General features: G+C 71.3%; 17 protein-coding genes. 10 read left to right on the top strand and 7 right to left on the bottom strand.

The annotated features are described in order from the left end of the window. Positions 1–100: 100 nt before the first annotated feature. Positions 101–1144 carry a DUF8017 domain-containing protein gene (locus IE206_RS04855; protein ID WP_189960627.1) on the bottom strand — a complete coding sequence of 348 codons (1044 nt, stop codon included), beginning with the start codon at positions 1142–1144 and terminating at the stop codon, positions 101–103. Between the two features lie 108 nt (positions 1145–1252). On the opposite strand from IE206_RS04855, the gene IE206_RS04850 reads away from it, so the two are divergent. The 3 genes from IE206_RS04850 to IE206_RS04840 all read left to right on the top strand — a co-directional run bounded on the left by IE206_RS04850 (position 1253) and on the right by IE206_RS04840 (position 5176). Then, positions 1253–1690 carry a DUF4442 domain-containing protein gene (locus tag IE206_RS04850; RefSeq protein ID WP_189960809.1) on the top strand — a complete coding sequence of 146 codons (438 nt, stop codon included), beginning with the start codon at positions 1253–1255 and terminating at the stop codon, positions 1688–1690. A 258-nt stretch (positions 1691–1948) separates the two neighbouring features. Further along, complete coding sequence (locus IE206_RS04845) at positions 1949–4429, top strand: beta-glucosidase family protein (protein WP_189960625.1); 2481 nt, start codon at positions 1949–1951, stop codon at positions 4427–4429. Positions 4430–4504: 75 nt separating this feature from the next. Then, the gene (locus IE206_RS04840; RefSeq protein ID WP_189960623.1) at positions 4505–5176 is read left to right on the top strand and encodes a DedA family protein; all 672 of its coding nucleotides are present in this window, start codon (positions 4505–4507) and stop codon (positions 5174–5176) included. Positions 5177–5256: 80 nt separating this feature from the next. Here the strand turns inward: IE206_RS04840 and IE206_RS04835 are convergent, their stop codons facing one another. Beyond that, entirely contained in the window at positions 5257–5700 is a 444-nt protein-coding gene (locus IE206_RS04835) for an SRPBCC family protein (RefSeq protein WP_189960622.1), read from the bottom strand. A gap of 105 nt (positions 5701–5805) precedes the next feature. Between IE206_RS04835 and IE206_RS04830 the strand changes: the two genes are divergently transcribed. Together IE206_RS04830 and IE206_RS04825 are read left to right on the top strand one after the other, a co-directional pair. Further along, a complete protein-coding gene (locus IE206_RS04830; protein WP_189960620.1) occupies positions 5806–6336 on the top strand; it encodes a gamma carbonic anhydrase family protein in 531 nt (176 codons plus the stop codon). A gap of 70 nt (positions 6337–6406) precedes the next feature. Continuing rightward, positions 6407–7150, top strand: a complete 744-nt coding sequence (locus IE206_RS04825) for an acyltransferase (protein WP_189960618.1) — start codon at positions 6407–6409, stop codon at positions 7148–7150. Here IE206_RS04825 and IE206_RS04820 read toward each other — a convergent pair whose 3' ends face one another. Continuing rightward, on the bottom strand, positions 7151–8017 hold the full coding sequence (locus tag IE206_RS04820; RefSeq protein ID WP_189960616.1) for a DMT family transporter: 867 nt from the start codon (positions 8015–8017) through the stop codon (positions 7151–7153). A 130-nt stretch (positions 8018–8147) separates the two neighbouring features. Between IE206_RS04820 and IE206_RS04815 the strand changes: the two genes are divergently transcribed. The 4 genes from IE206_RS04815 to fxsT all read left to right on the top strand — a co-directional run bounded on the left by IE206_RS04815 (position 8148) and on the right by fxsT (position 17348). After that, positions 8148–8720: a helix-turn-helix domain-containing protein gene (locus IE206_RS04815; RefSeq protein ID WP_189960615.1), complete on the top strand. Its 573-nt coding sequence runs from the start codon at positions 8148–8150 to the stop codon at positions 8718–8720. Between the two features lie 699 nt (positions 8721–9419). Beyond that, positions 9420–11840 carry an FxsB family cyclophane-forming radical SAM/SPASM peptide maturase gene (locus tag IE206_RS04810; protein WP_189960614.1) on the top strand — a complete coding sequence of 807 codons (2421 nt, stop codon included), beginning with the start codon at positions 9420–9422 and terminating at the stop codon, positions 11838–11840. A gap of 194 nt (positions 11841–12034) precedes the next feature. Then, complete coding sequence (locus IE206_RS04805; protein WP_189960612.1) at positions 12035–13381, top strand: TIR-like protein FxsC; 1347 nt, start codon at positions 12035–12037, stop codon at positions 13379–13381. Beyond that, on the top strand, positions 13374–17348 hold the full coding sequence (gene fxsT / locus IE206_RS04800; protein WP_189960610.1) for an FxSxx-COOH system tetratricopeptide repeat protein: 3975 nt from the start codon (positions 13374–13376) through the stop codon (positions 17346–17348). The genes IE206_RS04805 and fxsT overlap by 8 nt, the downstream gene beginning before the upstream one ends. Positions 17349–17407: 59 nt before the next feature. On the opposite strand, the gene IE206_RS04795 is transcribed toward fxsT, so the two are convergent. The 4 genes from IE206_RS04795 to IE206_RS04780 form a co-directional block, all read right to left on the bottom strand. Then, the gene (locus IE206_RS04795) at positions 17408–18271 is read right to left on the bottom strand and encodes an alpha/beta fold hydrolase (protein ID WP_189960609.1); all 864 of its coding nucleotides are present in this window, start codon (positions 18269–18271) and stop codon (positions 17408–17410) included. Between the two features lie 100 nt (positions 18272–18371). Continuing rightward, on the bottom strand, positions 18372–18812 hold the full coding sequence (locus tag IE206_RS04790; protein ID WP_189960808.1) for a CoA-binding protein: 441 nt from the start codon (positions 18810–18812) through the stop codon (positions 18372–18374). 35 nt (positions 18813–18847) lie between these two features. Then, the gene (locus IE206_RS04785; protein WP_189960607.1) at positions 18848–19795 is read right to left on the bottom strand and encodes a phytoene/squalene synthase family protein; all 948 of its coding nucleotides are present in this window, start codon (positions 19793–19795) and stop codon (positions 18848–18850) included. 65 nt (positions 19796–19860) lie between these two features. Then, positions 19861–22278 carry a polysaccharide lyase 8 family protein gene (locus IE206_RS04780; protein WP_189960605.1) on the bottom strand — a complete coding sequence of 806 codons (2418 nt, stop codon included), beginning with the start codon at positions 22276–22278 and terminating at the stop codon, positions 19861–19863. A gap of 622 nt (positions 22279–22900) precedes the next feature. On the opposite strand from IE206_RS04780, the gene fusA reads away from it, so the two are divergent. Further along, positions 22901–24967 (top strand): elongation factor G, encoded by a 2067-nt coding sequence (fusA, locus tag IE206_RS04775; protein ID WP_189960604.1) that lies wholly within the window; start codon positions 22901–22903, stop codon positions 24965–24967. Positions 24968–24972: the final 5 nt, after the last annotated feature.

Here is a 24972-nt window from a genome sequence, read left to right as displayed (position 1 = left end):
GACTATCGCCGCCGCCACCCCATGGCGACAAACGGTTTGCGGCCTCGCCCGCGCCAGGAACCCGGTCCCTTCCAGGACCGGATCGCACAAGCGGTGCGTGTCAGGAACCGGACTCGGTGACCGGCACGAGCCGGATGGTGCTGAGGATCTTCTGGATGGTGTCCTCAGGAACCGCGTCGGGCACGCCCGTGTTGGCGATGAAGGACCAGGCGGCGAGGTCGCCCTTGGCGGTCTTGAAGCCGAACAGCACGGACTGGCCCTCGGTGGAGCACTTGTTCGTCTTCTTCACACCGGTCGTCTTGGCGCGGACCACGCTGCCCTGGAGACCCGACTTGGTAGTGAAGGGGACCGGCTTCTCGGAGGTGATGTGGTTCTTGTCCGGCTGGGTGTAGGCGTAGTACAGCCAGTCGTCGGCCTGCTCGGCCGCGTCGTCCGTCGACTTGGCGCCGTTCGCGCCCTTGGTGCCGATCTGGGCGAGAGCGGTGTTCTCGTCGCGGCCGCTGCCGTTCTTGGCGGTGCACCACTTCGACTTGTAGTACGCGGGGGAGGACATCATCATGCCGCCGAACCCGTTGGGGTCCGCCTTGTCGGACCAGCCCACGCTCATGCCGGGGCTGTCGACCTCCCAGTCCGGCGGCACGTCGAAGGCGTCGCCCTTGGTCGGATTCACCACGACCTTCCAGCCCGCGATCACCGGCTGGACCTGGGCGCCCGCGCCACGCGGGTTGGCGGCCGGGGAGGACGGCGCCGCCGGCGACGAGGCCGCGGGCGACTGCTTGTCCTTGCCGTCGGCCTTGGTGTCGCTCTTGCCGTCGTCCTTGAGGACCATCACGCCGGTCACGGCGGCGGCCACGACCACGGCGGTGGCCGCGACGATGGCGATGAGGGTGGTCTTCTTCTTGTCGTTGTTCCCCGGCGGCTGCGGCGGCCCGGGCGGGCTGCCCACCGGGTACTGCGGCACCGTCGGCTGCTGGTACGGGTTCGGCGTCTGGTAACCCTGCGGCGGGTATCCCGGCGGCTGCGTGGGCGGCTGCCCCGGCTGCGCATAGGGGTTCTGCTGCTGGTACCCCGGCTGCTGGTACGGGTTCTGATTCGGATCCTGCGGGTTCTGCTCGCCCCCGGGCGGCTGCTGTCCTGGCCACATGGCCAGTAACCATAGAGGTGCACTCCCGCTCCTGCTACGGCCGCCCCCGGCAGGGGATGGTCAATGACGGCTACCCATGGGTAACATCGGCCCATGAGCGCTGATCAGATGTCCGTGGGCGAGATGCTCGCCGCGACCGTTCCCATGGCCCGCACCCTCAACCTGAAGTTCCTGGAGACCACCCCCGAGCGCGCCGTGGTGGAGCTGCCGGACCAGCCCGAGTACCACAACCACGTGGGTGGCCCGCACGCCGGAGCGATGTTCACGCTCGCCGAGTCCGCCAGTGGCGCCATCGTCATCGCCGCGTTCGGCGACCAGATGAACCGTGCCGTGCCGCTCGCCGTCAAGGCGGAGATCGGCTACAAGAAGCTCGCCATGGGCGTCGTCACCGCGACCGCGACGCTTGGCCGCCCGATCGCCGACGTGGTGGCCGAACTCGACGCGGGGCAGCGCCCCGAGTTCCCCGTCGTCATCGAGATCCAGCGCGCGGACGGCGCCGTGACCGGCGAGATGACGGTCGTGTGGACCCTGCGCCCCAACTCCTGACCGCTCGGTAGCGCAGGCTACGGAACCCGAAGGCGTCCCGGCTCCGGCCGGGGCGCCTTTTCCATGTCCTGACGGCTGCCTCGTTCGCTTTCATTGACTCTTCCACCGGACGGTCCTACGTTTCCCGGCGCCTCGTGGCGCCTGACGGGTTGTCAACTCGGTCGTGACGCATAGTGCGTTCACAGGTCGAACGCCGGCCCGCCGCCTGCTGTGCCGCGGTCCACCACGTCGTGCCCGCACACAAAGGAGTGACGGTCCATGTCCGACACCGTTTCCCGAAGGTCAGCACTGCGTCTGCTCGGCGGCGCCGTCATGGTCGCGGCGGCCGCGACCGGCACCCTCGCCGCCCCCGCCCGCGCGCTCTCCCTCACCCCCGCCTCCCGCCGGGTGGAAGCGCTGATCGCCCGCCTCGGCCCGGACGAGAAGGTCGGCCTTCTGCACGGCGCCGACGACCCCGTGAAACTGGGGCAGGCCGGCTACGTGCCCGGTGTGCCCCGGCTCTCGATCCCCCCGCTCAGACTCGCCGACGGACCGGCCGGCGTCCGCGTCACCGCGCACGCGACCGCGCTGCCGGCCCCGGTCATGCTCGCCTCCGCCTTCGATCCCGCGCTCGCCCGCGAGTACGGCGAGGTCATCGGCCGCGAGGGGCGCGCCCTTGGCCAGGACGTCCTCCTGTCGCCCATGGTCAACCTGATCAGGACCCCGTACGCCGGACGCAACTACGAGACCTTCTCCGAAGACCCGCTGCTCGGCGCGGACCTGGTCGCCGAGGAGATCCGCGGCATCCAGAGCCAGGGCCTCATCGCCACCGTCAAGCACTTCGCCCTGAACAACCAGGAGAAGGACCGCATGTCCATCGACGTGCGGATCGCCGAACAGCCCCTGCGCGAACTCGAACTCCGCGGCTTCGAAGCGGCCGTCGCCGCCGGAGCGGGCGCAGTGATGGGCGCGTACAACAAGGTGAACGGGACCTTCGCCTGCGAGAACAAGCCAATTCTCGGCGACATCCTGCGCGACGGCTGGGGCTTCGACGGCTGGGTCATGACCGACTGGTTCGCCGCCCACAGCACGGTCGCCGCCCTCACCGCCGGGCTCGACATGGAGATGCCGAGCGGCAACTACTTCGCCGACGCGCTGAAGAAGGCCGTGCTCGACGGCAGCGTCCCCGAGGCGCTCGTCGACCGCTCCGTGCGCCGCATCCTGTCCGTCATGGACCGGTTCGGTCTGCTCGACGGGAGCGCTCCCGCACGGCCCGGCCGCGACCCGCAGGCCGGTGCGCGCACCGCGCTCAAGGTCGCCAAGGCCGGCGCCACCCTGCTCCACAACCGGCACGCCACTCTCCCGCTCACCGGCCGCGCCGCCCGCACCATCGCCGTCATCGGGCCCACCGGAACCATCCCGTTCGTCAGCGGCGGCGGCAGCGCCCACGTCGTGCCCGACCACGCGCAGAGCCCCCTCGACGCCATCGGAGCCCGGGCCGGAGAAGGCGCCCACGTCGACTACGCCCTGGGCGAGGACCTCTTCGGCAAGCCGCTCCCCGGCACCTCCGCGGGCGCCGACTTCGAGGGCCAGGGCGTCGCCCCGGGCGCCACCTGGACGTACGACGGCACACTCACCGTCGACGACGCCGACGAATGGACCTTCTGCATCCACTACTCCGGCGACCGCCCCAAGGTGCTCCTCGACGGCACCGAACTCTTCCCGCCCGCCCCCGGCCTCGGCGAGCTCTTCGCCGGCGGACTCATCGGCGCCGCACCGGACGGCCTCACCGTCCGCCGCAGCACCCTGAACCTCACCGCAGGGACACACCGGCTCGCCATCACCGCCAAGGGCCGCGACAAGGGCCAGCTCTTCCGGCTCCGCCGCACCACCGGAGCCACCCGCGCCGCCGACGTCGCCGAGGCGGTGCGCGCCGCCCGCGCGGCCGACAGCGTGGTCCTTTTCGCGTACGAGGACGCCACCGAGGGCGCCGACCGCACCTCCCTCGCGCTGCCCGGCCACCAGAGCGAGCTGATCGAAGCGGTCGCCGCCGCCAACTCCCGCACCACCGTGGTGCTCAACACCTCGTCGTGCACCACCATGCCCTGGCTGGACCGCGTCGGCGCCGTACTGCAGATGTACTACCCGGGCCAGGAGGGCGCCGAGGCCACCGCGGCCGTCCTGTTCGGGGACTGCGACCCCGGCGGCCGGCTCACCCAGACCTTCCCCGTCTCCGAGGACCGGCACCCGATGGCGGGGGACCCGCGCCGCTACCCCGGCGTGGACGGCACCGAGGAGTACTCCGAAGGCATCCACCTCGGCTACCGCTGGTACGACGCCGAGGACGTGACCCCGCTCTTCCCCTTCGGGCACGGCCTCTCGTACACCACGTTCGAGTACACGGACCTGAGTGTGCGGCCCGACGGCGACGGGCTCGCGGTCGGCTTCACCGTCCGCAACACCGGCCGCCGCACCGGCACCACGGTCGCCCAGGTCTACCTCGGCCCCTCGCCCGACCTCCGCCTCGACCAGGCGCGCCGCGCCCTGGCCGGCTACCGCCGCCTGGAACTGGAGCCCGGCCGCGAGCAGCGCGTGACCGTACGGATCTCCGCGCGCTCGCTGTCCTCGTGGGACCCGGAGCGGCACGGCTGGGTACTCGGCACCGGAACGCGCGAGGTGAGCGTGGGTGTCTCGGCGCGCGAACCGCGGCTCGTCGGCCCTGGCCGGGTCCGATCGCGCACAGCGGCCGGCCGGCCTTGACCGGGTAGGCTTCCCGGCGTGCGCCAGGGGGGCGCATGCCGGGCTCCGGTCCGGAGCGAGCGGGAGGAAGCGGCGTTGCACATCCAGGAGTGGCTGGAGAACATCCCCGCCGTCAGCGTCTATCTTCTGGTGGCGCTGGTCATCGGGGTCGAAAGCCTCGGCATCCCGCTGCCCGGCGAGATCGTCCTGGTCAGCTCGGCACTGCTCGCCTCACAACAGGGCCACATCAACCCGGTCGTGCTGGGCGCCTGCGCCACGGCGGGTGCGGTGATCGGCGACTCGATCGGCTACGCGATCGGACGCAAGGGCGGCCGCCCGCTGCTCGCCTGGCTCGGCCGCAAGTTCCCCAAGCACTTCAGCGAGGGCCATGTCGCCATGGCGGAACGGTCCTTCCAGAAGTGGGGCATGTGGGCCGTCTTCTTCGGCCGCTTCATCGCCCTGCTCCGCATCTTCGCGGGCCCGCTCGCGGGCGTACTGCACATGCCGTACTGGAAGTTCCTCATCGCCAACGTGCTCGGCGGGATCTGCTGGGCGGGCGGTACGACGGCCGTCATCTACTACGTCGGCATCGTCGCCGAGTCCTGGCTGAAGAACTTCTCGTACCTGGGTCTGGTCGCTGCGCTGCTGATCGGTGTCGTGTCGATGCTGGTGGTCAAGAACCGGGCGAAGAAGTCGATGGCCGAGGCGGAGGCTGCGCAGGCTGGGGCGGGGCAGTCCGCGGCGGAGAACGTTCCGGCCGCGGACTGAGCTTCCGCAGGTTGTTGGGTCGCTGCGGGCCCGTTGTGGCTGGTCGCGCAGTTCCCCGCGCCCCTCAAGGGCGTGTGCGCTCAGCAGGTGCGGTCCTGCAGCAGAGTCTTCACCGCTCTGCCGAACACCACCCGCCCAGCGCTCTCCGTCACGCCGTCCAGCGCTCGCGGGAGTCCGCGTACGTGCAGGTCCTCGCGCCAGACCACGTACGACCCCGTGCCTGCCGCGCCCACCTCGATCTCGGCCCAGCCCGTGATCGCGCGGCCGCGCTTCTGCAGGTGGCACACGCCCGGGGCGTCCTCGGTCGGCGGCTGCCAGCGGGTGATCTCCATCGGGTCGTCGAAGCCCACGGGGCCGAGGCCGGTGCGGGCCACGAAGACCGTGCCCACGCCGGTCGGTGGCGGGGTCTTCACGATGATCCGGGTCAGCGGGACGCTGTCGCCGTGCCGTTCCCAGTCGGTGAGCCGGCGCCACGCCTCGGCGGGCGTGAGGTGCGTGCGGCGGGCGATCCGGAAGAGTGCCATCGCGCGATCGTAAGCGGCCCCCCGGCCGCGCGGGCCCAGGCGCGGTCGCTTAGCGTGACACCCGGCGCGATGGAATCCGTACAGGGTCCGTACAAGGAGTGGCGCATGGCAGAGCAGGCGTTGGTCGTGGCAGTGGGCGGCAAGACGCCCGAGATCGCCCCGACCGCATTCACCGCACCCACCTCCGTGGTGCTCGGAGAGGTCAGCCTCGGGGCGGGCGCGAGCGTCTGGTACCACGCGGTCCTGCGGGCCGACTGCGGGCCGATCGTGATCGGCGCCGAGAGCAACATCCAGGACAACTGCACCGTGCATGTGGACCCGGGCTTCCCGGTCAGCGTCGGCGAGCGCGTCACCGTCGGGCACAACGCGGTGCTGCACGGCTGCACCGTCGAGGACGACGTGCTGGTCGGCATGGGCGCCACGGTCCTCAACGGGGCCCGGATCGGCGCCGGTTCGCTGATCGCGGCCCACGCCCTGGTGCCGCAGGGCATGGTCGTGCCGCCCGGCTCCCTGGTCGCGGGCGTACCGGCGAAGGTGCGGCGCGAGCTGACCGACGAGGAGCGCGAGGGGATCAAGGTCAACGCCCTGATGTACCTGGGCCTGGCCGAGGACCACCGCAAGGCGCACGGCGGCTGAGCCCGCGCTGAGCGGAAGATCACAGGCGTCGGCCCTGATCGGCCGGGTCGGCGATGAGTACCGTGTGCGGGTGCCCAAGAACAGAAACACGTTCTCATCGCTGACCGCCTGGCGGCGCAGGCTCGCCTCCCGCGCGGTCCACGGCGGTTGGGGCCTGATCAAGGAGGCCGGCGCGGTCACCGCCGAACGTCCGGGGAAGCTGCGCTTTCGCCGGATCGGCGCCGGAACCCGCCTCGCCTTCCCGCAAGGCACCGTGTTCGGCGAGCCCTGGATCGAGCTGGGCGACCACTGCATCATCGCCGAACAGGTCACCCTGACCGCCGGGATGATGCCCGGCCTCGACCTCGGCGCCGATCCGATACTGACCCTGGGCAACGGGGTCGTGCTCGGCCGGGGCAGCCACGTCATCGCCGATACGACGGTCACCATCGGCTCGGACACGTACTGCGGCCCGTACGTCTACATCACCTCGACCAATCACAGCTACGACGATCCGCACCAGCCCGTGGGTAAGCAGTGGCCGCGCATGGAGCCGGTGGAGATCGGCCCCGGCTGCTGGCTCGGCACGGGCGCCGTGGTGCTGCCCGGCGCGCGGCTCGGCCGCAACGTGGTCGTGGCGGCGGGCGCGGTCGTACGCGGTGAGGTGCCCGACCACGCGGTGGTGGCCGGGGCGCCCGCGAGGATCGTCCGCACCTGGGACGAGGAGAACGGCTGGCAGCCGCCGCTGCGCACGCCCGCGCCGGTGCCCATCCCGGAGGGCGTCACCCCTCAACAGCTGCTCGCCATCGCGGAGTTGACGCCCGAAGAGGCCTGATCAGCCGGTCGCGAGCAGTACGGTGCCGACCAGGGCCAGGCCCGCGCCGGCCGCCTGCACCGCGCGCAGCCGCTCCTTGAGAACCCCGCGCGCCGCGAGGGCGGTGACCACGGGGTAGAGCGAGGCGAGCACGGCCGCCATGGTGACGGGGCCCTGCTGTGCGGCGATCGAGTACGTCCCGTTGGCGGCCACGTCGGCCAGGCCCACGAAGGCCAGTGCGGGCAGCGAGAGCCAGACCGTGCGAAGGCCGCCGTCCTCGGGCAGGGCGCGGGCGCCGCGCCGCACCGAGACGTACAGGGCGGTGCCGCCGACGGCGATGTTGGTGACGCGCTGCACGAACAGCGCGAGGAAGAGCCCGGTCACGGTCGTGGACGCCTCGGAGATCAGGGCCATCACCGCGCCGAAACCGAAGGCCGCGAGCAGCGTGAGCAGGATGGCCTGGCGGCGCACCGCGGCGCCGCGGAACTCCGGGCCGCCCGCCAGCAGGATGCCCACCACGGCCACCGCGATGCCGGCGAACTGCAGGATGCCGGGGCGTTCGCCGAGGACGAGCCCGACGCCGACCGGCACCGCCACGCCCAGCGAGCCGAGCGGCGAGACGACACCCATGGGGCCGAGCGCGAGGGCCTTGTAGAAACTGAGCATGGCGACCGGGCCGACGGCCCCCGCCGCAACCGCGAACCAGAGTTGCGGGCCCGCCTCGTGCCGGCCGCCGGTCGCGACGACGACCGCGCCGAGGACGACCACGGCGACCGACTGCGAGGCGACCACGACGGTCAGCGCGGGTATGCGCCGGGTGAGCAGCCCGCCGCCGAAGTCGGCCAGGCCCCACAGGAGGCTGGTGGCCAGGGCGAACAGTGCTGTCATCGGGAGCCTCGCAGTACAGTGCAGTGACACAGGGGATTCATTGGGGTGCACTCCACCGTAGTGCAGCATATTGAACTCTGTCATCAAAAATATTGGACGGCCCTGCTGGGGCCCACCTCATGGACGGAATGTGTCGGACCTCGAACTGCTGACCCAGTCACTGGCCCGCAACGTCAAGCGCTGGCGCACCGAGCGCGGCTTCACGCTGGACGCGCTCGCGACCCGCGCCGGGGTCAGCCGTGGCATGCTCATTCAGATCGAGCAGGCCCGGACGAATCCCAGTGTGGGCACCGTGGTGAAGATCGGTGACGCGCTCGGCGTCAGCATCACCACCCTGCTCGACTACGAGAGCGGGCCCAAGGTCCGCATCGTCCCGCCCGAGCAGGTCGTCCGGCTCTGGTCCACGGAGCGGGGGAGCTACAGCGCCCTGCTCGCCGGGACCGAGGCGCCCGGACCGCTGGAGATGTGGGAGTGGCATCTGATGCCGGGGGATGCCAGCGCGTCGGACCCGCATCCGGCCGGCACGATCGAGCTGCTGCATGTGACGCACGGCACGCTGACCCTCGTCGTGGACGGCGTCGACCACCCTGTCCCGGCGGGCCATTCGGCATCGTTCGAGGCCAACGCGCCGCACACATACGACAATCGGGGTGCCGAGCCGGTTGCGATGACGATGGCCATCTCGGTTCCCTTTGATCGCTGAGCCGCTCAACCCCCTTGCTGGTACGGCTGGTTGGCTTCATGGCCGTACGCTTGCAAGAGAGCTGCGGAGGGGGAGACCGAGCCCGAACGTGAGCCGGTGTGCGCCCCCGGGGCGCGCGCCGTGATCGGTTCTGGACGATTTTGGCCTTGTATCTGGTGTTCAGGGCCGAGTCGGGTGGAGGCTGACTATCGTCACTCTCGCGACTGAGGGGCGACGAAAGCGGAGATCATCTCGGACGAAACCACTCGTGTGGGTGGTTTTGGCGCCAACGCCGAACCTGGGCACGGGCCAACGCAGTTGTGGTGTCCCGGGGAGGCGGCAGTGGTCGGACCAGTCGCTCGTGGCGCATGAGCGCACATGGGCACGGCGTGCGGCCGAATTGCACGACCTGCGAAAAGCCCATGCAATGTTCTATGAGCCGTGTTCTGCGCAGTGATCCAGAAAGACCTTGCTGCGACAACGGCGCTACGATCCGAAAGGCGCTCACGTGGAAGCTCTCGTCTCGGCGGCCGAACGGCCCGGCCCCGCCCCCCACAGGCCGGCCAGCAGGCGGCTGCCGCTGGTGAAGCGGGCAGCGGCGCAGAGTGCCGGGAAAGCTCCGGCGAGCCTGACCAGGGTGATGACAGCAGGCGGGAGCCCCGGCGTTCCCGGTACGTCCGCCTTCCAGTCGGCGCTCTGACGGGCGGAACGACTCACCCCATGGACCGGCCGACTCCGCCTGCCCTGTCCCAGTTCGTGCTGAAGGTGCACAGCCGCTGCGATCTGGCATGCGATCACTGTTACGTCTATGAACACGCGGACACGAGCTGGCGCGGGCGGCCCCGGGCCGTCTCCGATGACATCCTGGCGCAAGTGGCGGACCGGATCGCCGAGCACGCCAGGCGTCACCGACTCCCCACCGTCCACGTCGTTCTGCACGGCGGCGAGCCCCTGCTCGCCGGACCCGACCGGATCCGGCGCGCCGCCGAGGAACTCCAGCGGGCGCTGCACTCGGTGAGCGCGCTCGATCTGCGCATGCACACCAACGGTGTGCTCCTCGACGAGAAGTTCTGCGAGCTCTTCCTCGAACTGGGCATCAAGGTGGGGGTGTCCCTCGACGGCGACAAGGTCTCCAACGACCGCCACCGCCGCTACGCCGACGGCCGCAGCAGCCACGCCAAGGTCATCCGCGCGGTGGAGCTCCTCAACCGCCCCCGCTACCGGCGCCTGTTCGCCGGGCTGCTGTGCACCATCGACGTCGAGAACGATCCGGTCGCCGTCTACGACGCGCTCGTCGCACTCTCGCCTCCCCGCATCGACTTCCTTCTCCCGCACGCCACTTGGGACACTCCGCCGCCCCGCCCCGGCGGCGCGGCCACGCCCTACGCGGACTGGCTCGATGCGATCTACCGGCGCTGGGACGCGGCGGGCCGGCCCGTTCCGGTCCGCATCTTCGACTCCGTGCTTCGCACCCTGCGCGGCGAGAGCAGCCTGACGGAATCGCTCGGGCTCGCCCCGGCCGACCTCGTCGTGATCGAGACCGACGGCACCTTCGAGCAGGCCGACAGCCTCAAGACGTCGTACGACGGGGCCCCGGCCACCGGCATGGACGTCTTCACGCACTCGCTCGACGACGTGCTGCAGCACCCCGGCATGCTGGCCCGCCAGCAGGGCATCGAGCAGCTCTGCGCGCAGTGCCGGAGCTGCCCCGTCGTCCAGTCCTGCGGGGGCGGCCTCTACGCCCACCGCTATCGCACCGGCAACGAGTTCGACAACCCCTCCGTGTTCTGCCCCGACCTGCTGGCACTGGTCACCACCATCCGAGACCGGGAGGCGGCCGTGCCCGCACCGACGCCGACACCCGCGGAACTACCCATGGAACAGGGCGACTTCGATGCCCTGGCCGCGGGCTTCGGCGGCGCGGACACCGTCGCGCGCCTCACGGCGGCCCAGCTGGAGATCAACCAGGAGCTGCTCGCCGCCGTCAGCGAACACATCGCCCTCTCCGACCGTGAGGGCGCCAGGGCCTGGGAACTCCTGACCGACCTGGATGCCGAGGCGCCCGCCGAACTCGACGCCGTCCTCGCCCACCCCTACACCCGGCCGTGGGCCCTGAGCGTGCTCGAAGGCAAGGCGGCGCCCGCGGGCGGCCTCGCCGAGATCGCGGCCGCCACGGTGCTGCGGGCCCGGCTCGGCCGGAGCGTCACGGTGCCGCTGCGCGACGGCACCCTGCGGCTGCCCGGGCTCGGCAGCGTACGGCTCGACGGCGGGTCCGAGGACGCCGAAGTGACCGCGGGCGCCGACGGGTTCACCGTGCGGGCCGGCTCCGGGCGGCTCGACATCGGCTGGCACGAAGGCCTGGACGGGCCGACGCCGCGCTGGCAGCCCGTGCGCCTCTTCGAGGGCGAGGGCTGGAGCGTGGCCATCGAGGACACCGACCCGCTGCGGGACTGCCACAAGTGGCCCGTGTCCGGGCGGCTCGCGGTGGACGAGGCCAAGCTGTGGGCCGAGGATCTGACCGGCGCCTGGTCCCTGATCCGCCGCGAACTGCCCGCCTACGCCGACGGCGTGGCCGCGGGGCTGCGCCTGATCACCCCGCTGCACGCACAGGAGCGCAGCAACGTCAGCGCCGCCTGCAAGGAGGCCTGGGGGGCGATCGGGGCCGCCAGGCCCGCCTCGCCCGACCAGCTCGCCCTCCTGATCGTCCACGAGTTCCAGCACGTGAAGCTCGCCGCGGTCCTCGACGCCGTCGACCTGTACGACACGGCCGACCGGAACCTGTACTACGCCCCCTGGCGCGACGACCCGCGGCCGATCGGCGGGCTGCTCCAGGGAACGTACGCCCATATCGCGGTGACCGACTTCTGGCGGGTGCGCCGGCAGACCGCGGATGCGGCCTTTGAACGCGGCGCGGCCGAGGCGGAGTTCGCGCGTTGGCGGCAGCAGACGGCGGAGGCCGTCGAGGAGCTGCTCGGCTCGGGAACCCTCACCGACCTGGGGCAACGCTTCGTCGGGAGCATGGGTCACACGGTGCGCGGCTGGCTCGACGAACCCGTCTCGGGGGCGGCGCTCACTGCCGCGGTCGGCTCGGCGAAGCGCCATCGCGCCGAGTGGAAGGCCCGCGTCGAAGCCTCGCGCTGAGTGAATTCCCCCTCGAATTGAGCGAATTCTCCCGCTAATTGATTGATCCACTCACCGAGCTGCGCATGATTTCGGTCATGATCTGATCGGAACTCCGTGAGTGGATCAATCATTGGGTTTGTTCGTTCTGTTCCGCCGGAGAATCCTCCGTTCCTACACTGAGGACCCATCCACTTGGACCGGGGGAGACAGTGGTGCAGGGACCAGTCGGCGCCGGGGGCGACGAGCAGAAGCCGTACTTCTTCCTCAGTTACGCGCACACGCCGAAGAGCGACCCCAAGGAGCGCAACCCCAATCTCTGGGTGGAGCGCTTCTTCCGGGACCTCTGCGCCCATGTGATGCAGCTGACGTCCCTGCCGGCCGGCAGCGCCGGCTTCATGGACCAGCAGATGCAGCCCGGCGAGGGATGGCAGGAACGGCTCTCGGAGGCGCTGGCGTTCTGCAAGGTGTTCGTGCCGCTCTATTCGCCGCGCTATTTCCTCAGCGAACAGTGCGGCCGGGAGTGGTTCGCCTTCTCCAGCCGGGCCGCCGCCCAGACCCGTAACAGTCACAACAACAGCAACCCCGTCACCGGAATCGTGCCCGCTCTCTGGGTGCCCGTGCCGACCCGGCAGCTGCCGCAGCCCGCCGAGCGGCTCCAGTTCAACCACGCCACCTTCGGCGACGAGTACGCCGACGAGGGCTTCTACGGGCTCATCAAGCTCAACTACCTGCGCGACCAGTACGAACGCGCCGTCTACCAGCTCGCCAAACGCATCGTGAGCGTGGCCCAGCAGATCCGCCTCGAACCCGGTGACCCGCACCAGGACTACGCGAAGGTGCCGGCCGCCTTCGGTCCGGCCGGCGAGCCCGCCCGTGAACTGGAGGTATCCGTCCTGGCCTGCTCGCGCTCCACCCTCCCGACCGGACGCAGCCCGGACTGCTACGGATCCGAGGCCCTCGACTGGAACCCGTACCATCCGGCCTCCTCCAGACCGCTCGCCGACCACACCGTCGACGTCGTACGCAGCCTGGACTACACCGTGCACCTCAGCGACTTCGAGGCCGAGCCCCAACGGCTCCTCGACTCCGACCCGCCCACCGGGCCCGGTCTGCTGCTCCTGGACCGCTGGGCCCTGGACGCCCGGCGCCGCCGCGACCTGATGACCCAGCTGTGCGCCACGCCCCGGCCGTGGATCAGCGTCATGGTCCCCGGGAACGAGACCGACCCCCAGACCGGTGCGCGCGACGAGGAGTTGGCGCGGCAGACCGACGCCGCCCTCGCCACCCGCGTCGACGAGAGCGACGGACACCGCACGCCGAGCGCCGGACTGCCCACACTGGAAGCCTTCAGCAAGGCGATCCCGGGGGCCGTGAAGGCGGCGGTCAGACATTACGAGGCCAACGCGCCGACCTATCCACCGCCCGGAAGCGGTGGGCCGATGCCCCGGGTGCTTCCGCGCGGCATCGGCTACGGCGTCAGTGGCCCCGGTGGCCGCGGTCAGAGCACGGACCAGGACAAGAACAACGGTGATAAGGCGGAGGGCTCATCAGATGACTGAGAACCGCAACGGGACCGTCGTCACGTTCTATTCGTACAAGGGCGGCACCGGAAGGACCATGGCGCTGGCCAACTGCGCATGGATCCTGGCGGCCAACGGATACCGGGTACTGGCGGTCGACTGGGACCTGGAGGCGCCGGGCCTGCACCGGTTCTTCCACCCCTTCCTCGACCTCGCCGACCTGGAGGCGACTCCCGGTCTGATCAACCTGATCACCGACTACCAGGACGAGGCCCGGCGCCCCGCCGACCGCGACCCCGACTGGCACCGCGACTACGCCCGGGTCCGCCCCCACGCCACCTCCCTGAACTGGAACTTCCCGCACGGCGGCAGCCTGGACTTCCTCTCGGCGGGGCGACGCAACCGCGACTACCCGTCCATCGTGGGCAAGATGGACTGGGACGACTTCCACGAGCGGTTCGGCGGCGGCCAGTTCTTCGACGCCATGCGCGACGACATGCAGCGCCACTACGACTACACCCTGATCGACAGCCGTACGGGCCTGAGCGACATCGCCGACATCTGCACCGTCCAGATGCCCGAAGTCCTCGTCGTCTGCTTCACGTTGAGCGACCAGAGCATCGACGGCGCCTCGGCGGTGGCCCGCGACATCGAGGAGCGCTACCACGAGCGGGGCATCCGCATCCTGCCCGTCCCGATGCGCATCGACGACGGCGAGAAGGAGAAGGCGGACGCCGGACGGGCGCTCGCCCGCGAGAGCTTCCCGGGCTTCCCCAGCGGCCTCAGCACCGAGGAACTCGGCAACTACTGGGGCACGGTGGAAGTTCCCTACCGCCCCTTCTACGCCTACGAAGAGATCCTGGCCACCTTCGGCGACGCGCCCAACGTCAGCAGCTCCATGCTCAGCGCCTGCGAACGGCTCACCTCCGTCCTCACCGGCGGCGTGGTGAACGCGCTGCCGCCCATGGACGAGGCCGACCGGCTCACCCATGTCGCCGCCTACACCCGGCGCAGGCCCATGCCGCCGTCCAATGTGGTTCTCACCCATGTCGCCGAGGACCAGATGTGGGCGGACTGGCTGGTCCACGTCCTGACGATCGGCGGCTTCCAAGTCGTGCCCATCGACGTCCGCACGCCCCAAGCGGCCGCCGTGGAAGCCGAGTTCACCTCCGGCATCGGATACCGCGTCATCCCCGTGGTCTCGCAGGCCTACCTCAACACCGAGCGCGCCCGCAGCTTCTGGGAGACCGGCGCCGGACTCGACGCGGCCGGCGGGCGGCGCCAGATACTGCCGGTGCGCGTCGGTGACGTACGGCTCAGCCCGCCGCTCAGCAGCCGCGGGCTCATCGACCTCGTACGCCTCGACGAGAACGACGCGGGGGCCGCCGTGCTGCACGCGCTCGACCGGGCCGAGGCGGTCACCGCGCTGACCGCCGGGCCTGCCGGTCCCCGCTATCCGGGCAGCGTGCCCAAGATCTGGAACGTACGGCCCCGGCACGCCTGGTTCACCGGCCGCACCTCCGTCCTGGAGAAGCTGCGCGACCAGCTGCGCGGCGACAGCCGTTCCGCACAGCGCTTCCCGCAGGTCCTGTACGGGCTCGGCGGCGTGGGCAAGACCCAGGTGGCCCGCGAGTACGCGCACCGGTTCCGCGCCGACTACGACCTGGTGTGGTGGATCGAGGCCGAACAGCCCGACCGGGTGGTGTCCTCGCTGGCCGAGCTGGCCGCCGAGATGGACCTCAGAGCCGGTGACGTCGTGGCGGAGGCGGCCAGCGCGGCCATGCAGGCGCTGCGGCGGGGCGCGCCCTACTCCCGCTGGCTGCTGATCTTCGACAACGTCGAGGACCTGGACCGGGCGCTGAAGCTCCTCCCGGAGGAGACCGAGCCGATCTCCGGCGAGACGTACGGCCACATCCTCGCCACCTGCCGCAACAAGCCCGCCTCGACGCAGGTCGAGGCGATCGAGGTGGAGGTCTTCACCCGCGCCGAGAGCGTCGAGCACCTGTGCCGCCGGGTCACCAAACTCCCCACCGCCGACGCCGAACGCGTCGCCGACGCGGTGGGCGACCTGCCGCTCGCGGTCGAGGTCGCGGCCGCCTGGCTCGCCGAGACCGCGACCCCCGTCGACGCCTATGTGGAACAGCTCAAGGAGCAGAGCACCAAGGTCCTCTCGCTCGGCAAGCCCGAGGACTACTCGGAGCAGATCGGCGCGACCTGGAACATCTCGATCAGCCGGTTGCGCGACGAGTCCAAGGCCGCGGTACGCCTGTTGGAGCTCTGCTCGTTCTTCTCCGCCGAGCCCATCTCGATGCGGCTGATCGGCAGCGACTCGATGTTCGAGTCCCTCCTGCCGTACGACCCCGATCTGCGCGAGCGGTACATGCTGGGCAAGGTCATCCAGACCCTCAACCGGTTCGCGCTCGCCAAGGTCGACCCGGCGGACAGCAGCATCCAGGTGCACCGGCTCGTCCAGGCCGCGGTGCGGGCCGGCCTCAGCGATGAGCAGGTGGACACCGCCAAGCACGAGGTCCACCGCATCCTCGCCGAGGCCCGCCCGGTCGAGGGCGTCGACCGCGACAACCCCGTCAACGACCCTAAGAGCTGGCCCAGTTTCGAGCTGATCTGGCCGCACCTGAGCGCCTCCGGCATCGCCGACTGCGACGAGGAGAAGGTCCGCCAGCTCATGGTCGACCGCATCCGCTATCTGCTCAAGCGCGGCGAGCTGGAGAGCGCCCGGGTGCTCGGCACCCAGCTCAACAAGGTCTGGACGCGCGAACTCGGCGAGAACGACCTCCAGACCCTCAACATCCGCTTCGAGCTCGCCAACGCGCTGCGCGCCCAGGGCAAGTACCAGGAGGCCCGGGCGATGGACGAGGACACCCTCGCCCGCCAGATCAGCGTCCTGCACAAGGACCACCCGAACGACGACCACCCCAGCATCCTCATCACCACCGGCAGCCTCGCCGCCGACCTGCGCGCGCTCGGCAGGTTCGACGAGGCCCTCACCCGCGACCTCAGGATCTACCACGGGCTGCGGCAGATCTTCGGCGAGAACCACCCGCGCACCCTGATCGCCGCCAACAACCTCGCGATCGACTACCGGCTCAGCGGCGACAGTGAGGCGGCCCGCAGGCTGGACGAGGAGACGGTGGAGCGCCGCAGCGCCTTACTGGGCGACGAGCACCCCTTCACCCTCACCACCAAGGGCCACCTGGCGCGCGACCTGCGCGAGAGCGGCGAGTACGCGGCCTCGGTCCAGGTCCTTCGGGAAGTGGTGTCGGCGTTCGAACGGGTCCTCAACGCCGATGTCCCCGAGGCGCTTCGCACCGCCAAGAGCCTCGCGGTGTCCCTGCGCAAGGCGGGCCATCCGCACGAGGCGAAACGCCTGACCGAGGAAACGTACAACCGCTACCGCGGCCGGTACGGGACCAAGGCGCCGGACGCGCTGGCCTGCTGCCTCAACCTGGCCGCCGACTTCTCGGCGACCGGCGACAAGCAGGCCGCTCTCGACCTCGCCGTCCAGGCGCTCGAGGGCTACCAGAGCACGCTGGGCGAGGAGCACCCCTTCACCCTGGCCTGCCGCAACAACGTCTACATCTACCAGCGCGGGCTCGGCGCGGCCGAGGAGGCGGTGCGGGGCGGCGAGGACGTGCGGGCGGCCCTGGAGGAAGTCCTGGGCCCACGCCACCCGTTCACGCTCTGCGCGGCGATCAACCTGGCCAACGCGTACGGCGACATGGGCCGCCCCGATCTCGCCGAACGGTGGGAACGGACCGCGCTCAAGGGCCTGTTGGAGCGGTTCGCGCCGACCCACCCCGATGTGCTCGCCTGCCGCTCCAACCTGGCGATCACCCTGCGGTCGGCCGGCCGCGAGGAGGAGGCCCAGCGGCTGCGGTCCTCCATCCTGGAACCGGCCGCGAAGCAGCTGGGCGTGGACCATCCGATCGCCGAGGCGGCCCGCGCCTGGCGCCGGATCAACCGGGACCTGGAGCCGCAGCCGGTGTGAGCGGGACGGGGAGTGCCCGGGCTCACGGCCCGGGCACTCCCCGGTTCAGCCCCGCATGCTCACCGAGTGGCCCAGCTCAGCACGCGGGTGAGCGCCCGCAGCGCGCCGAAGTGTGCCGCTCCGCGCTCGACGATCATCTGCGCGCCGGGGATCCGCTCGGCCAGCCAGCGGGTGTGCTGCACGGGTGCGAACACGTCCTGCTCGCCGTGCCACAGCAGGACCGGCGCGTGGATGTCCTCCAGGCGGAAGTCCCAGTCGGTGCTGAACGCCATCACGTCGTCCACCCAGCCGTCGGCCGAACTGCGCAGCCCCTCCTCGAAGTTGCGCTCCAGCATCACCCGGATGCCCGCGTCGGCGACGATGCCCCGGTCCGGCTTGGGCAGCCCGGGCCGCATGTCGTTGACCGAACGGCGCGGATCGGCCCTGATCGTGATCGACCGCATCTCCAGGGACGTCGTCAACTGCCCCTTCCCGGCAGCTGCGTTGATGTATTCGCGCACATTGGACTCGGTCATCCCCTCGAACCAGTCGAGCCCCTGCGCATCGCGCGGCGCGAGCCCCACCAAGGCCGCGGCCCGCGCCGTACGGTCGGGGAGCAGCGCCGCGCAGGCGAGTGCGTGCGGGGCGCCGCCGGATCGTCCTACGACGGCGAACTCGCCGATGTCCAGCGCGTCCGCGATCGCCTCCACATCGGCCGCCGCATGCGCCACCCGGCGCCCCGGCAGCCGGTCCGAATCGCCGTATCCCGGCCGGTCGAACGTGATGAGGCGGACACCGAGGCGGTAGAGCACCGCACTGCGAGGCGCCGGGCCGAGCCGGCTCCCCGGGGTGCCGTGCAACAGGAACACCGGCCTGCCCTGCGGGTTCCCGTAGTTCTCGACCGCTAAGTCGCGCCCGTCCCTGGTACGAATCAGCTCCCCCAACTGGTGCCTCCCCGTAGGTCTGGTAGGCGACAGTATGAGCGTGTGCGATTCAGTGGTACATACCCGCACTCGTCGAATGCGCGGCCGGATTCCGCCCCGCTCAGCCGAGCCGGGGGATCTCGATCGCCGGGCACCGGTCCATGACCATGTCCAGCCCGGCGGCCCGGGTCCGCTCGTACGCGTCCTCGTCGAGGACCCCGAGCTGGAACCACACGGCCTTGGCACCGATGGCCACGGCCTGATCGGCCACGCCCCCGGCGAGCTCGCTGTTGACGAACACGTCCACGACATCGACCGGGAACGGAATGGCGTCGAGCGAGGCATAGCCCTGCTCACCGTGCACGGTCTCGGCCTTGGGGTGCACGGGCACGATCCGCTTGCCGTAGCGCTGGAGGACGTCCGCGACTCCGTGGGCGGCCCGGCGCTGGTTGGTGGAAAGACCGACGATGGCCCAGGTGTCGCCGGTGGTGGTGAGGATCTTGCGGATGGTGTCCTGCTCGGACTGCACGGAGCTCTCCTCGGATGGGGTGTCCACGGTCATGGGTGAAACGCCCGCGGCCGTGGACGGCATTCCTGCTACCTCCTCGTCGTCGAGGCCTCCCGTCGGCCGAGGTCGTGGCGCAGGCGCCGGGCCTGGACGTACTCCCGCAGCAGGACCCGCCCGGCCCCCGGCACCGAGGGCCGGGCCGACCCCTTCAGGAGGCCGGCGCCCTTACTGGCCGCCGCCGTGAGGGTGAGCTCGTCGAAGGCGATCAGCGCGCGTACCAGCGGACGTCCCGACGGCGGGACGAGATCGACCAGCGGCCGGCTCGCGGCGAGAGTGTCGCGGGCCCGCCCCAGTACGTAAGCGATCAACTGCCGGGTGCCGGGCAGGTCCCTGGCCTGTTCCAGGTCCTCGCGGGTGACCCCGAACCGGTCGAGCGTCTCGCGCGGGATGGTGAGCCGGCCGTCCGCGAGGTCCTCCGCCAGGTCGTTGACGAAGTCGAGGCGCTGGCTGGCGTCGATGTACCTACGGCACCCCGCGCGGAAGTCGGTCGCGTCGCCCTCCGGCGCGAGCAGGCAGGCGACCAGCATGAACGCGGGCAGAGAGTACTGGTCGATGTAGGCCTGGTGGTCCGCTTCGGTGACGAACCCGGCGAAGTCCAGGTCGGCGCGGGCGGTGAGCAGGTAGTCCTCGACCTGCGTGCGCAGCTGGGGGTACGCGGTGATGGTGTGCAGCAGCGGTCGGATCACCGGGTGGCGGGCGTCGCCACCGGCCAGGCCCTCGCGCACGAGCTTCTCCCACTGGGCATAGGCCGCCGCGCGCCCGTCCTGGGGGCCGCTGTCGAGCACGTTGTCGCTGTGGTGCATGAACGCGGTCGCCGCGACGACGTGCGGGAACAGCGGCCTGGGCAGCAGCATCCGGGCGGCGAGGCAGGCGCTGCGCCTGAAGCGGGCGGCCAGCTCGCGCTGGCGCGTGTAGTCCTCGCGCAGTCCGGGCTCGCGGATGCCCGCGGCGTCGAGTGCCTGGTGCCACGCGCTCATCGATGACCTCTCCCGGGATGCGGACGCGGGTCCCAGTGGATCACGACGGTGCGACAGGGCGCCCGTCAGCCCGTCATGAAGGTGTGCGTCGCCCCGAACGACCCGGCGACCTTGACGTCCACCACCAGGCGCGGATGGGTGGCGACCACCGTGACGGACGCGTCGGCGTGCAGGACGCGACGGGCCGGGCCGTCGATGGTGACGCGTACGGTGTCCTGGGTCTGGGTGGGGTCCGAGAGGGCGAAGGTCCACCCGTGCGCGGTGCGGCCCCACATCATCGCCGCGGGACCGGAGACGCGGACCCGCTCGACGGCCCCGGCGGCGAAGAACGTCGCCGCCGTCAACCGGCCGTCCAGGCCGGTTGATTGAACCAGCGCCGTGTTGGCGAGGACGGTCCAGCGGCCGCACGCCCGGCGGGTCTGGGCGGGCGAGGCGCCGGGCAGTACGGCGTAGGCGTAGCTCGCGCCGGCCGGGCGGAGCCCGTGGTCCAGGACGATCTTCTGGTAGCGGCGGGTGCACGGGACGGGCGTGCCATGGGTGTTGGCGCCGGTGTCGATGCCGAGCCAGCTGCCGGTGCGGTCCTCGCACAGCAGCGTGACCGGCTGTCGGCCGGGCCCGTCGAGCAGGACGTATCCCGCCGTGCCCGCCAGATGCAGCCAGCGCACCCCGGTCACGGCCCGGGTCGTGCCGAGCGGCGACGCGTCGGGCCTGCCGTCCACGAGGAGCCGGGCGGCGCCCCGCTCGCCCAGGTTCCGGTTCTCGATGGCCGTCCGCACCGGGGCGCCCGAGGCGTCGGTGACCGCGGCGCCGAGACAGATCACCGCGTCCGGGGTGAAGAACCACGACTTGCGCGCGGACAAGGCGCCGTCCTGCGACACGAAGTCGAGCCCGTGCGCACCGTGTTGGGCGTCGAAGCGCACCCCGCCCGCGTACGACGTGGTGGTGCGCGGAGGGTCGGAGAGGAGCGGGGGCGGCGGCGCGTCCCGCTCGGTGGTGCCGGGCAGCAGGGTGGCGTCCACGGTCGGCCAGTACGCGTCGCTGTAGTGACCCTGCTGCCCGGGCAGGAAGGTGTAGAGGACGCCGTCGCCGGTGTACCAGCCGTGCAGGTTCATGCCGTTGATGGACTCGTACCGGCAGATCCGCTTCGAGCCGACACCGAGGGAAGCCGACCAGCCGCCCGTGCTGTGCACCATGCGGTCCATCTGCGGGAACACCCGATGGGAGAGGGGGACGGCGGACCCGGGCCACGGCGAGGTGAGTTGTTCGGCGAACTCGACCTCGGGGACCCCGACCGGTTGCAGTCCGCCCGAGAACCGCGCCAGGTCCGCCACATCGAGGTACGGCGCCCACGTGCCCTCGGCGATCCACCGCGCGGAGAGACCGGCGAGGCGTGAGCGGGCGGGCTCGGCCGCCGTCCTGGCGAGCAGCACCACCGCGGCGATGAACTGGTGCCCCGCATCGTGCCCCGTCTCGCCCTGCCGGGACAGCATCCGGCCGCGGACCGGCTCCATCATCGACCCGGCGAAGAGGAATGGCGCGTACACATCCGAGACCGACTGCTCGAACATCTCCCTTACGGAAAAGGGGAGTTGAGATGTGGTATCCGCGGTGACATACGTCAGTGCGGCGATCGCGCTCAGCAGCACCAGGCCGTAGTGGCCCGGGTACGGCACCACCTCGTGCTGGATGAAGGAGCCGTCGGTGCGGTAGCCGTCGCCCTCGGTCGACCGCTTGGTGAGGTCCGCCGCTCCCTGCCCCGCGACGTCGGTCACCGCCGCGAGGCCCGCTGCCACCCGGCCCGCGTCGCCCGCGAGCGCCCCGGACACCACGGTGATGAGCGCCTTGTCCGCCCGGTTGGCGCCGGTCTCCACCAACCCGGCCGTCGCGGTGCGCCGGTTGGGGTCGGCGACGAAGCGCAGCACGGGGCGCAGGACCCGTTCCCGGTCGGCGGCGGGCAGCCGGTCCCCGAGCGCCACGACGGTCTGGAGCAGCCAGTAGGGCACGCCTATCTCGTACGAGTACCAGTTGCCGATCTCGGCCGTGTGCTCGTTGTACTGCGTGCGCCAGAGGGTGTTGAGCGCCGTCACGATGCGCCCCGGCAGCTCCGGGCGGGCGGAGAGGGCGGAGCCGGGCGTCGCCCAGTCCACCGCGATCGTCCGCAAGCGGTAGTACATGGTGGGGAAGTAGGTGCTGCCGGGGCCCGTCGGCAGGTCCGCCCAGAGCTGGTCGCGGGTCACATCCATGGCCGAGTGATAGCCGAGCGCCACTTCGTCCAGGGCGGCTACGGCCCGGTCGCGCTTCGGCGACACCCGGCCCGTGCCGACCTGGAGCGCGCGGTACGCGGCCACGATCCGCGTGTGGTCCGGGGCGTCCGAGGCGCCTCCGGGCGCGGCCGTCGCGGGCCCGCCGAGCGGGAAGGAGACCGCGGCGGTCGCGGCGGCAGTTGCTCCGAGACGCAGCGCGTCTCTGCGATCCAGCGACATCGCTCGTCCTCACGTCAGGGTGCACGGGCGGTGGGGGAGGGGCACGATCTCGTCATCCTGTTCAATCTTCTGAACAGTGCTCAGATACAGGAACTTCGTGGGCGGGCTCAAGGTAGTCCGGGGGTGCGGGGCAGTCAACGCCCCTGCGATCGCCGCCCGTTGGGCCGCCCCCGGGTGCCGGGCCCCCGCGCCGGACGCCCCCCCGCCGCCCGCGCCCCACGCCGCGAAAAACTCGGTGCCGTCTCCCCGGTCCCCTCCCTACACTCGCTCTGCGTGCCGCCAGCAAGGCGTCGCGCTCTGCTGTCGAGCAGACCAGTGCACACGAGTGCACGAGCGAACGAGTGAAGAGAAGGGGAGCCGGGTCATGTGCAAGCACCACACCGCGGCCTTTGCTCCCCCGTCCCGGTACGACGTGATTTTGGTGTCTCGTATCGCTCGGTGACGGCTGCGCGGCCTTCGCCGAATTTCTGTGACGTAACGTCAGATCCCTTTTCATGCAGCACAGTTGTGACGCGGAGTCACGGCTGAGCCGACCGGGTTCTCGTCGTCCTGAATCGCGCTTCCAGCCTGCCCAGTCCGTCCCTGGGCTTCCTCAGCGAAAGCACTCGAAAGGCCTCAGGCCATGCGCACCAACACGCGACCTCTCGCCGCGACATCCCTCTCCGCCGTCCGCAACCTCGGCATCCTCGCCCACGTCGACGCGGGCAAGACCACTGTCACCGAACGGATCCTGTTCGCGACCGGCGCCGTCCACAAGCGGGGCGAGGTGCACGACGGAACGACCGTCACCGACTTCGACGCGCAGGAACGCGACCGCGGCATCACCATCTTCGCGGCGGCCGTGAGCTGCCGCTGGGACGGGCATCGCATCAACCTCATCGACACCCCGGGCCACGTCGACTTCGCCGACGAGGTCGAGCGGTCCCTGCGGGTGCTCGACGGGGCCGTCGCGGTGTTCGACGCCGTCGCCGGAGTCGAGCCGCAGAGCGAGTCGGTCTGGCGGCAGGCCGACCGGCACGGCGTGCCGCGCATCGCGTTCGTGAACAAGCTGGACCGGGCGGGCGCCGACCTCGACAAGGCGGTCGCCTCGATCCGGGAGCGGCTCGGCGCCGTACCCCTGGTCGTCCAGCTGCCCATCGGGCGCGAGGACGCGTTCACCGGCGTCGTCGACCTGGTGCGCATGCGCGCCCTGCGGTGGCACGACGACACCTGCACGAGCGGGCCGGTCGACGGGGCACTGCTCGACGAGGCGACACGAAGGCGCCGCCTCCTTGAGGAGACGGTGGCGGAGCTCCATCCGGACGCGTTGGAGGAGTTCTGCGCGGCTTCGGCGCTGACCGAGCAGACCCTGGTGCGCGTCCTGCGCGAGCTGACCCTGCGCGGGGACGCCGTGGTGGTGCTGTGCGGCTCGGCCTACCGCAACCGCGGGATCGAGCCCCTGCTGGACGCGGTGCTCGCCTATCTGCCGTCGCCAGCCGACATGCCGCCCGTGCGCGGCACCGTCGACGGCGACGAGCAGGAGCGGGCGCCCGAACCGGCGGAGCCGTTCGCGGCGCTGGCCTTCAAGGTGGCGGCCACCGCGCGCGGGCGCCTGACCTATCTGCGGGTCTACTCGGGCACCCTGCTCAAGGGCGACTCCGTACGCGACGCGGCGACCGGCCGCGTCGAACGCGTCGGCCGGATCCTGCGCGTCCAGGCCGACCGGCACGAGGAGAGGGAGGAAGCGATGGCGGGCGACATCGTCGCCGTGGTGGGTCTCAAGTCGACCCGGCCGGGCGCGACGCTGTGTGCGCCGGACGCGCCCGTGCTCCTCGAACCGCCCTCGGTGGCCGAACCGGTGGTGTCGGTCGCGGTCGAGGCCAAGCGCGGCACCGACACGGGCCGGCTCGCCGCGGCGCTGGCACGCCTCGCCGAGGAGGACCCGTCGCTGGTCGTGCGGTCCGACGCGGAGACCGGCCAGACCGTGCTTTCCGGCATGGGCGAGCTGCACCTGGAAGTCGCGGTGGAGAAGATCCGGCGCGACCAGGGCGTGGAGGTCGGCGTCGGCCGGCCCCAGGTCTCGTACCGCGAAACCGTCGTGCGAGGGGTTACCGGTCTCGTGTACCGGCATGTCAAACAGGACGGCGGGGCCGGGCAGTTCGCGCAGGTCGTCCTCGATGTGGAGCCCATGGAAGGGGTGGGATTCGAGTTCCGGTCGACGGTGGTCGGCGGCCGGGTGCCGCAGGAGTACGCGCGCGCCGTGGAGGCCGGCTGCCGCGACGCCCTCGCCGAGGGCCCGCTCGGCGGCCACCCGGTCACGGGCCTGCGCGTCACGCTCACCGACGGGGCGACCCACTCCAAGGACTCCTCGGAGATGGCGTTCCGCACGGCCGGTCGCTTCGCTCTGCGCGAGGCGCTGCGGTCGAGCGTGATGGGGCTCCTCGAACCGGTCGTCGAGGTCACGGTGACCGTGCCCGAAGACGGCGTCGGCGGTGTCCTGGGTGACCTCGCGGCGCGCCGCGGCCAGGTGTCGGCGTCCACCGCCGCAGCCGGTTCCGCGGTGATCACGGCGGCGGTCCCGCTGGCCGAGTTCTTCGGGTACGCCTCCCGGCTGCGCGGCCGGACCCAGGGCCGGGGCACCTTCACGACCCGGCCCGCCCCGCTCGCGCCGGTACCGGCCGCGGTCGCCGACGCGCTCCTGGCCCGGTAGCGGCC

The organism is Streptomyces violascens, from assembly GCF_014649955.1.
Lineage (GTDB): Bacteria > Actinomycetota > Actinomycetes > Streptomycetales > Streptomycetaceae > Streptomyces > Streptomyces violascens.
Note: the sequence above shows the minus strand (reverse complement) of the source record. Positions and strands in the feature narration are given on the sequence as shown.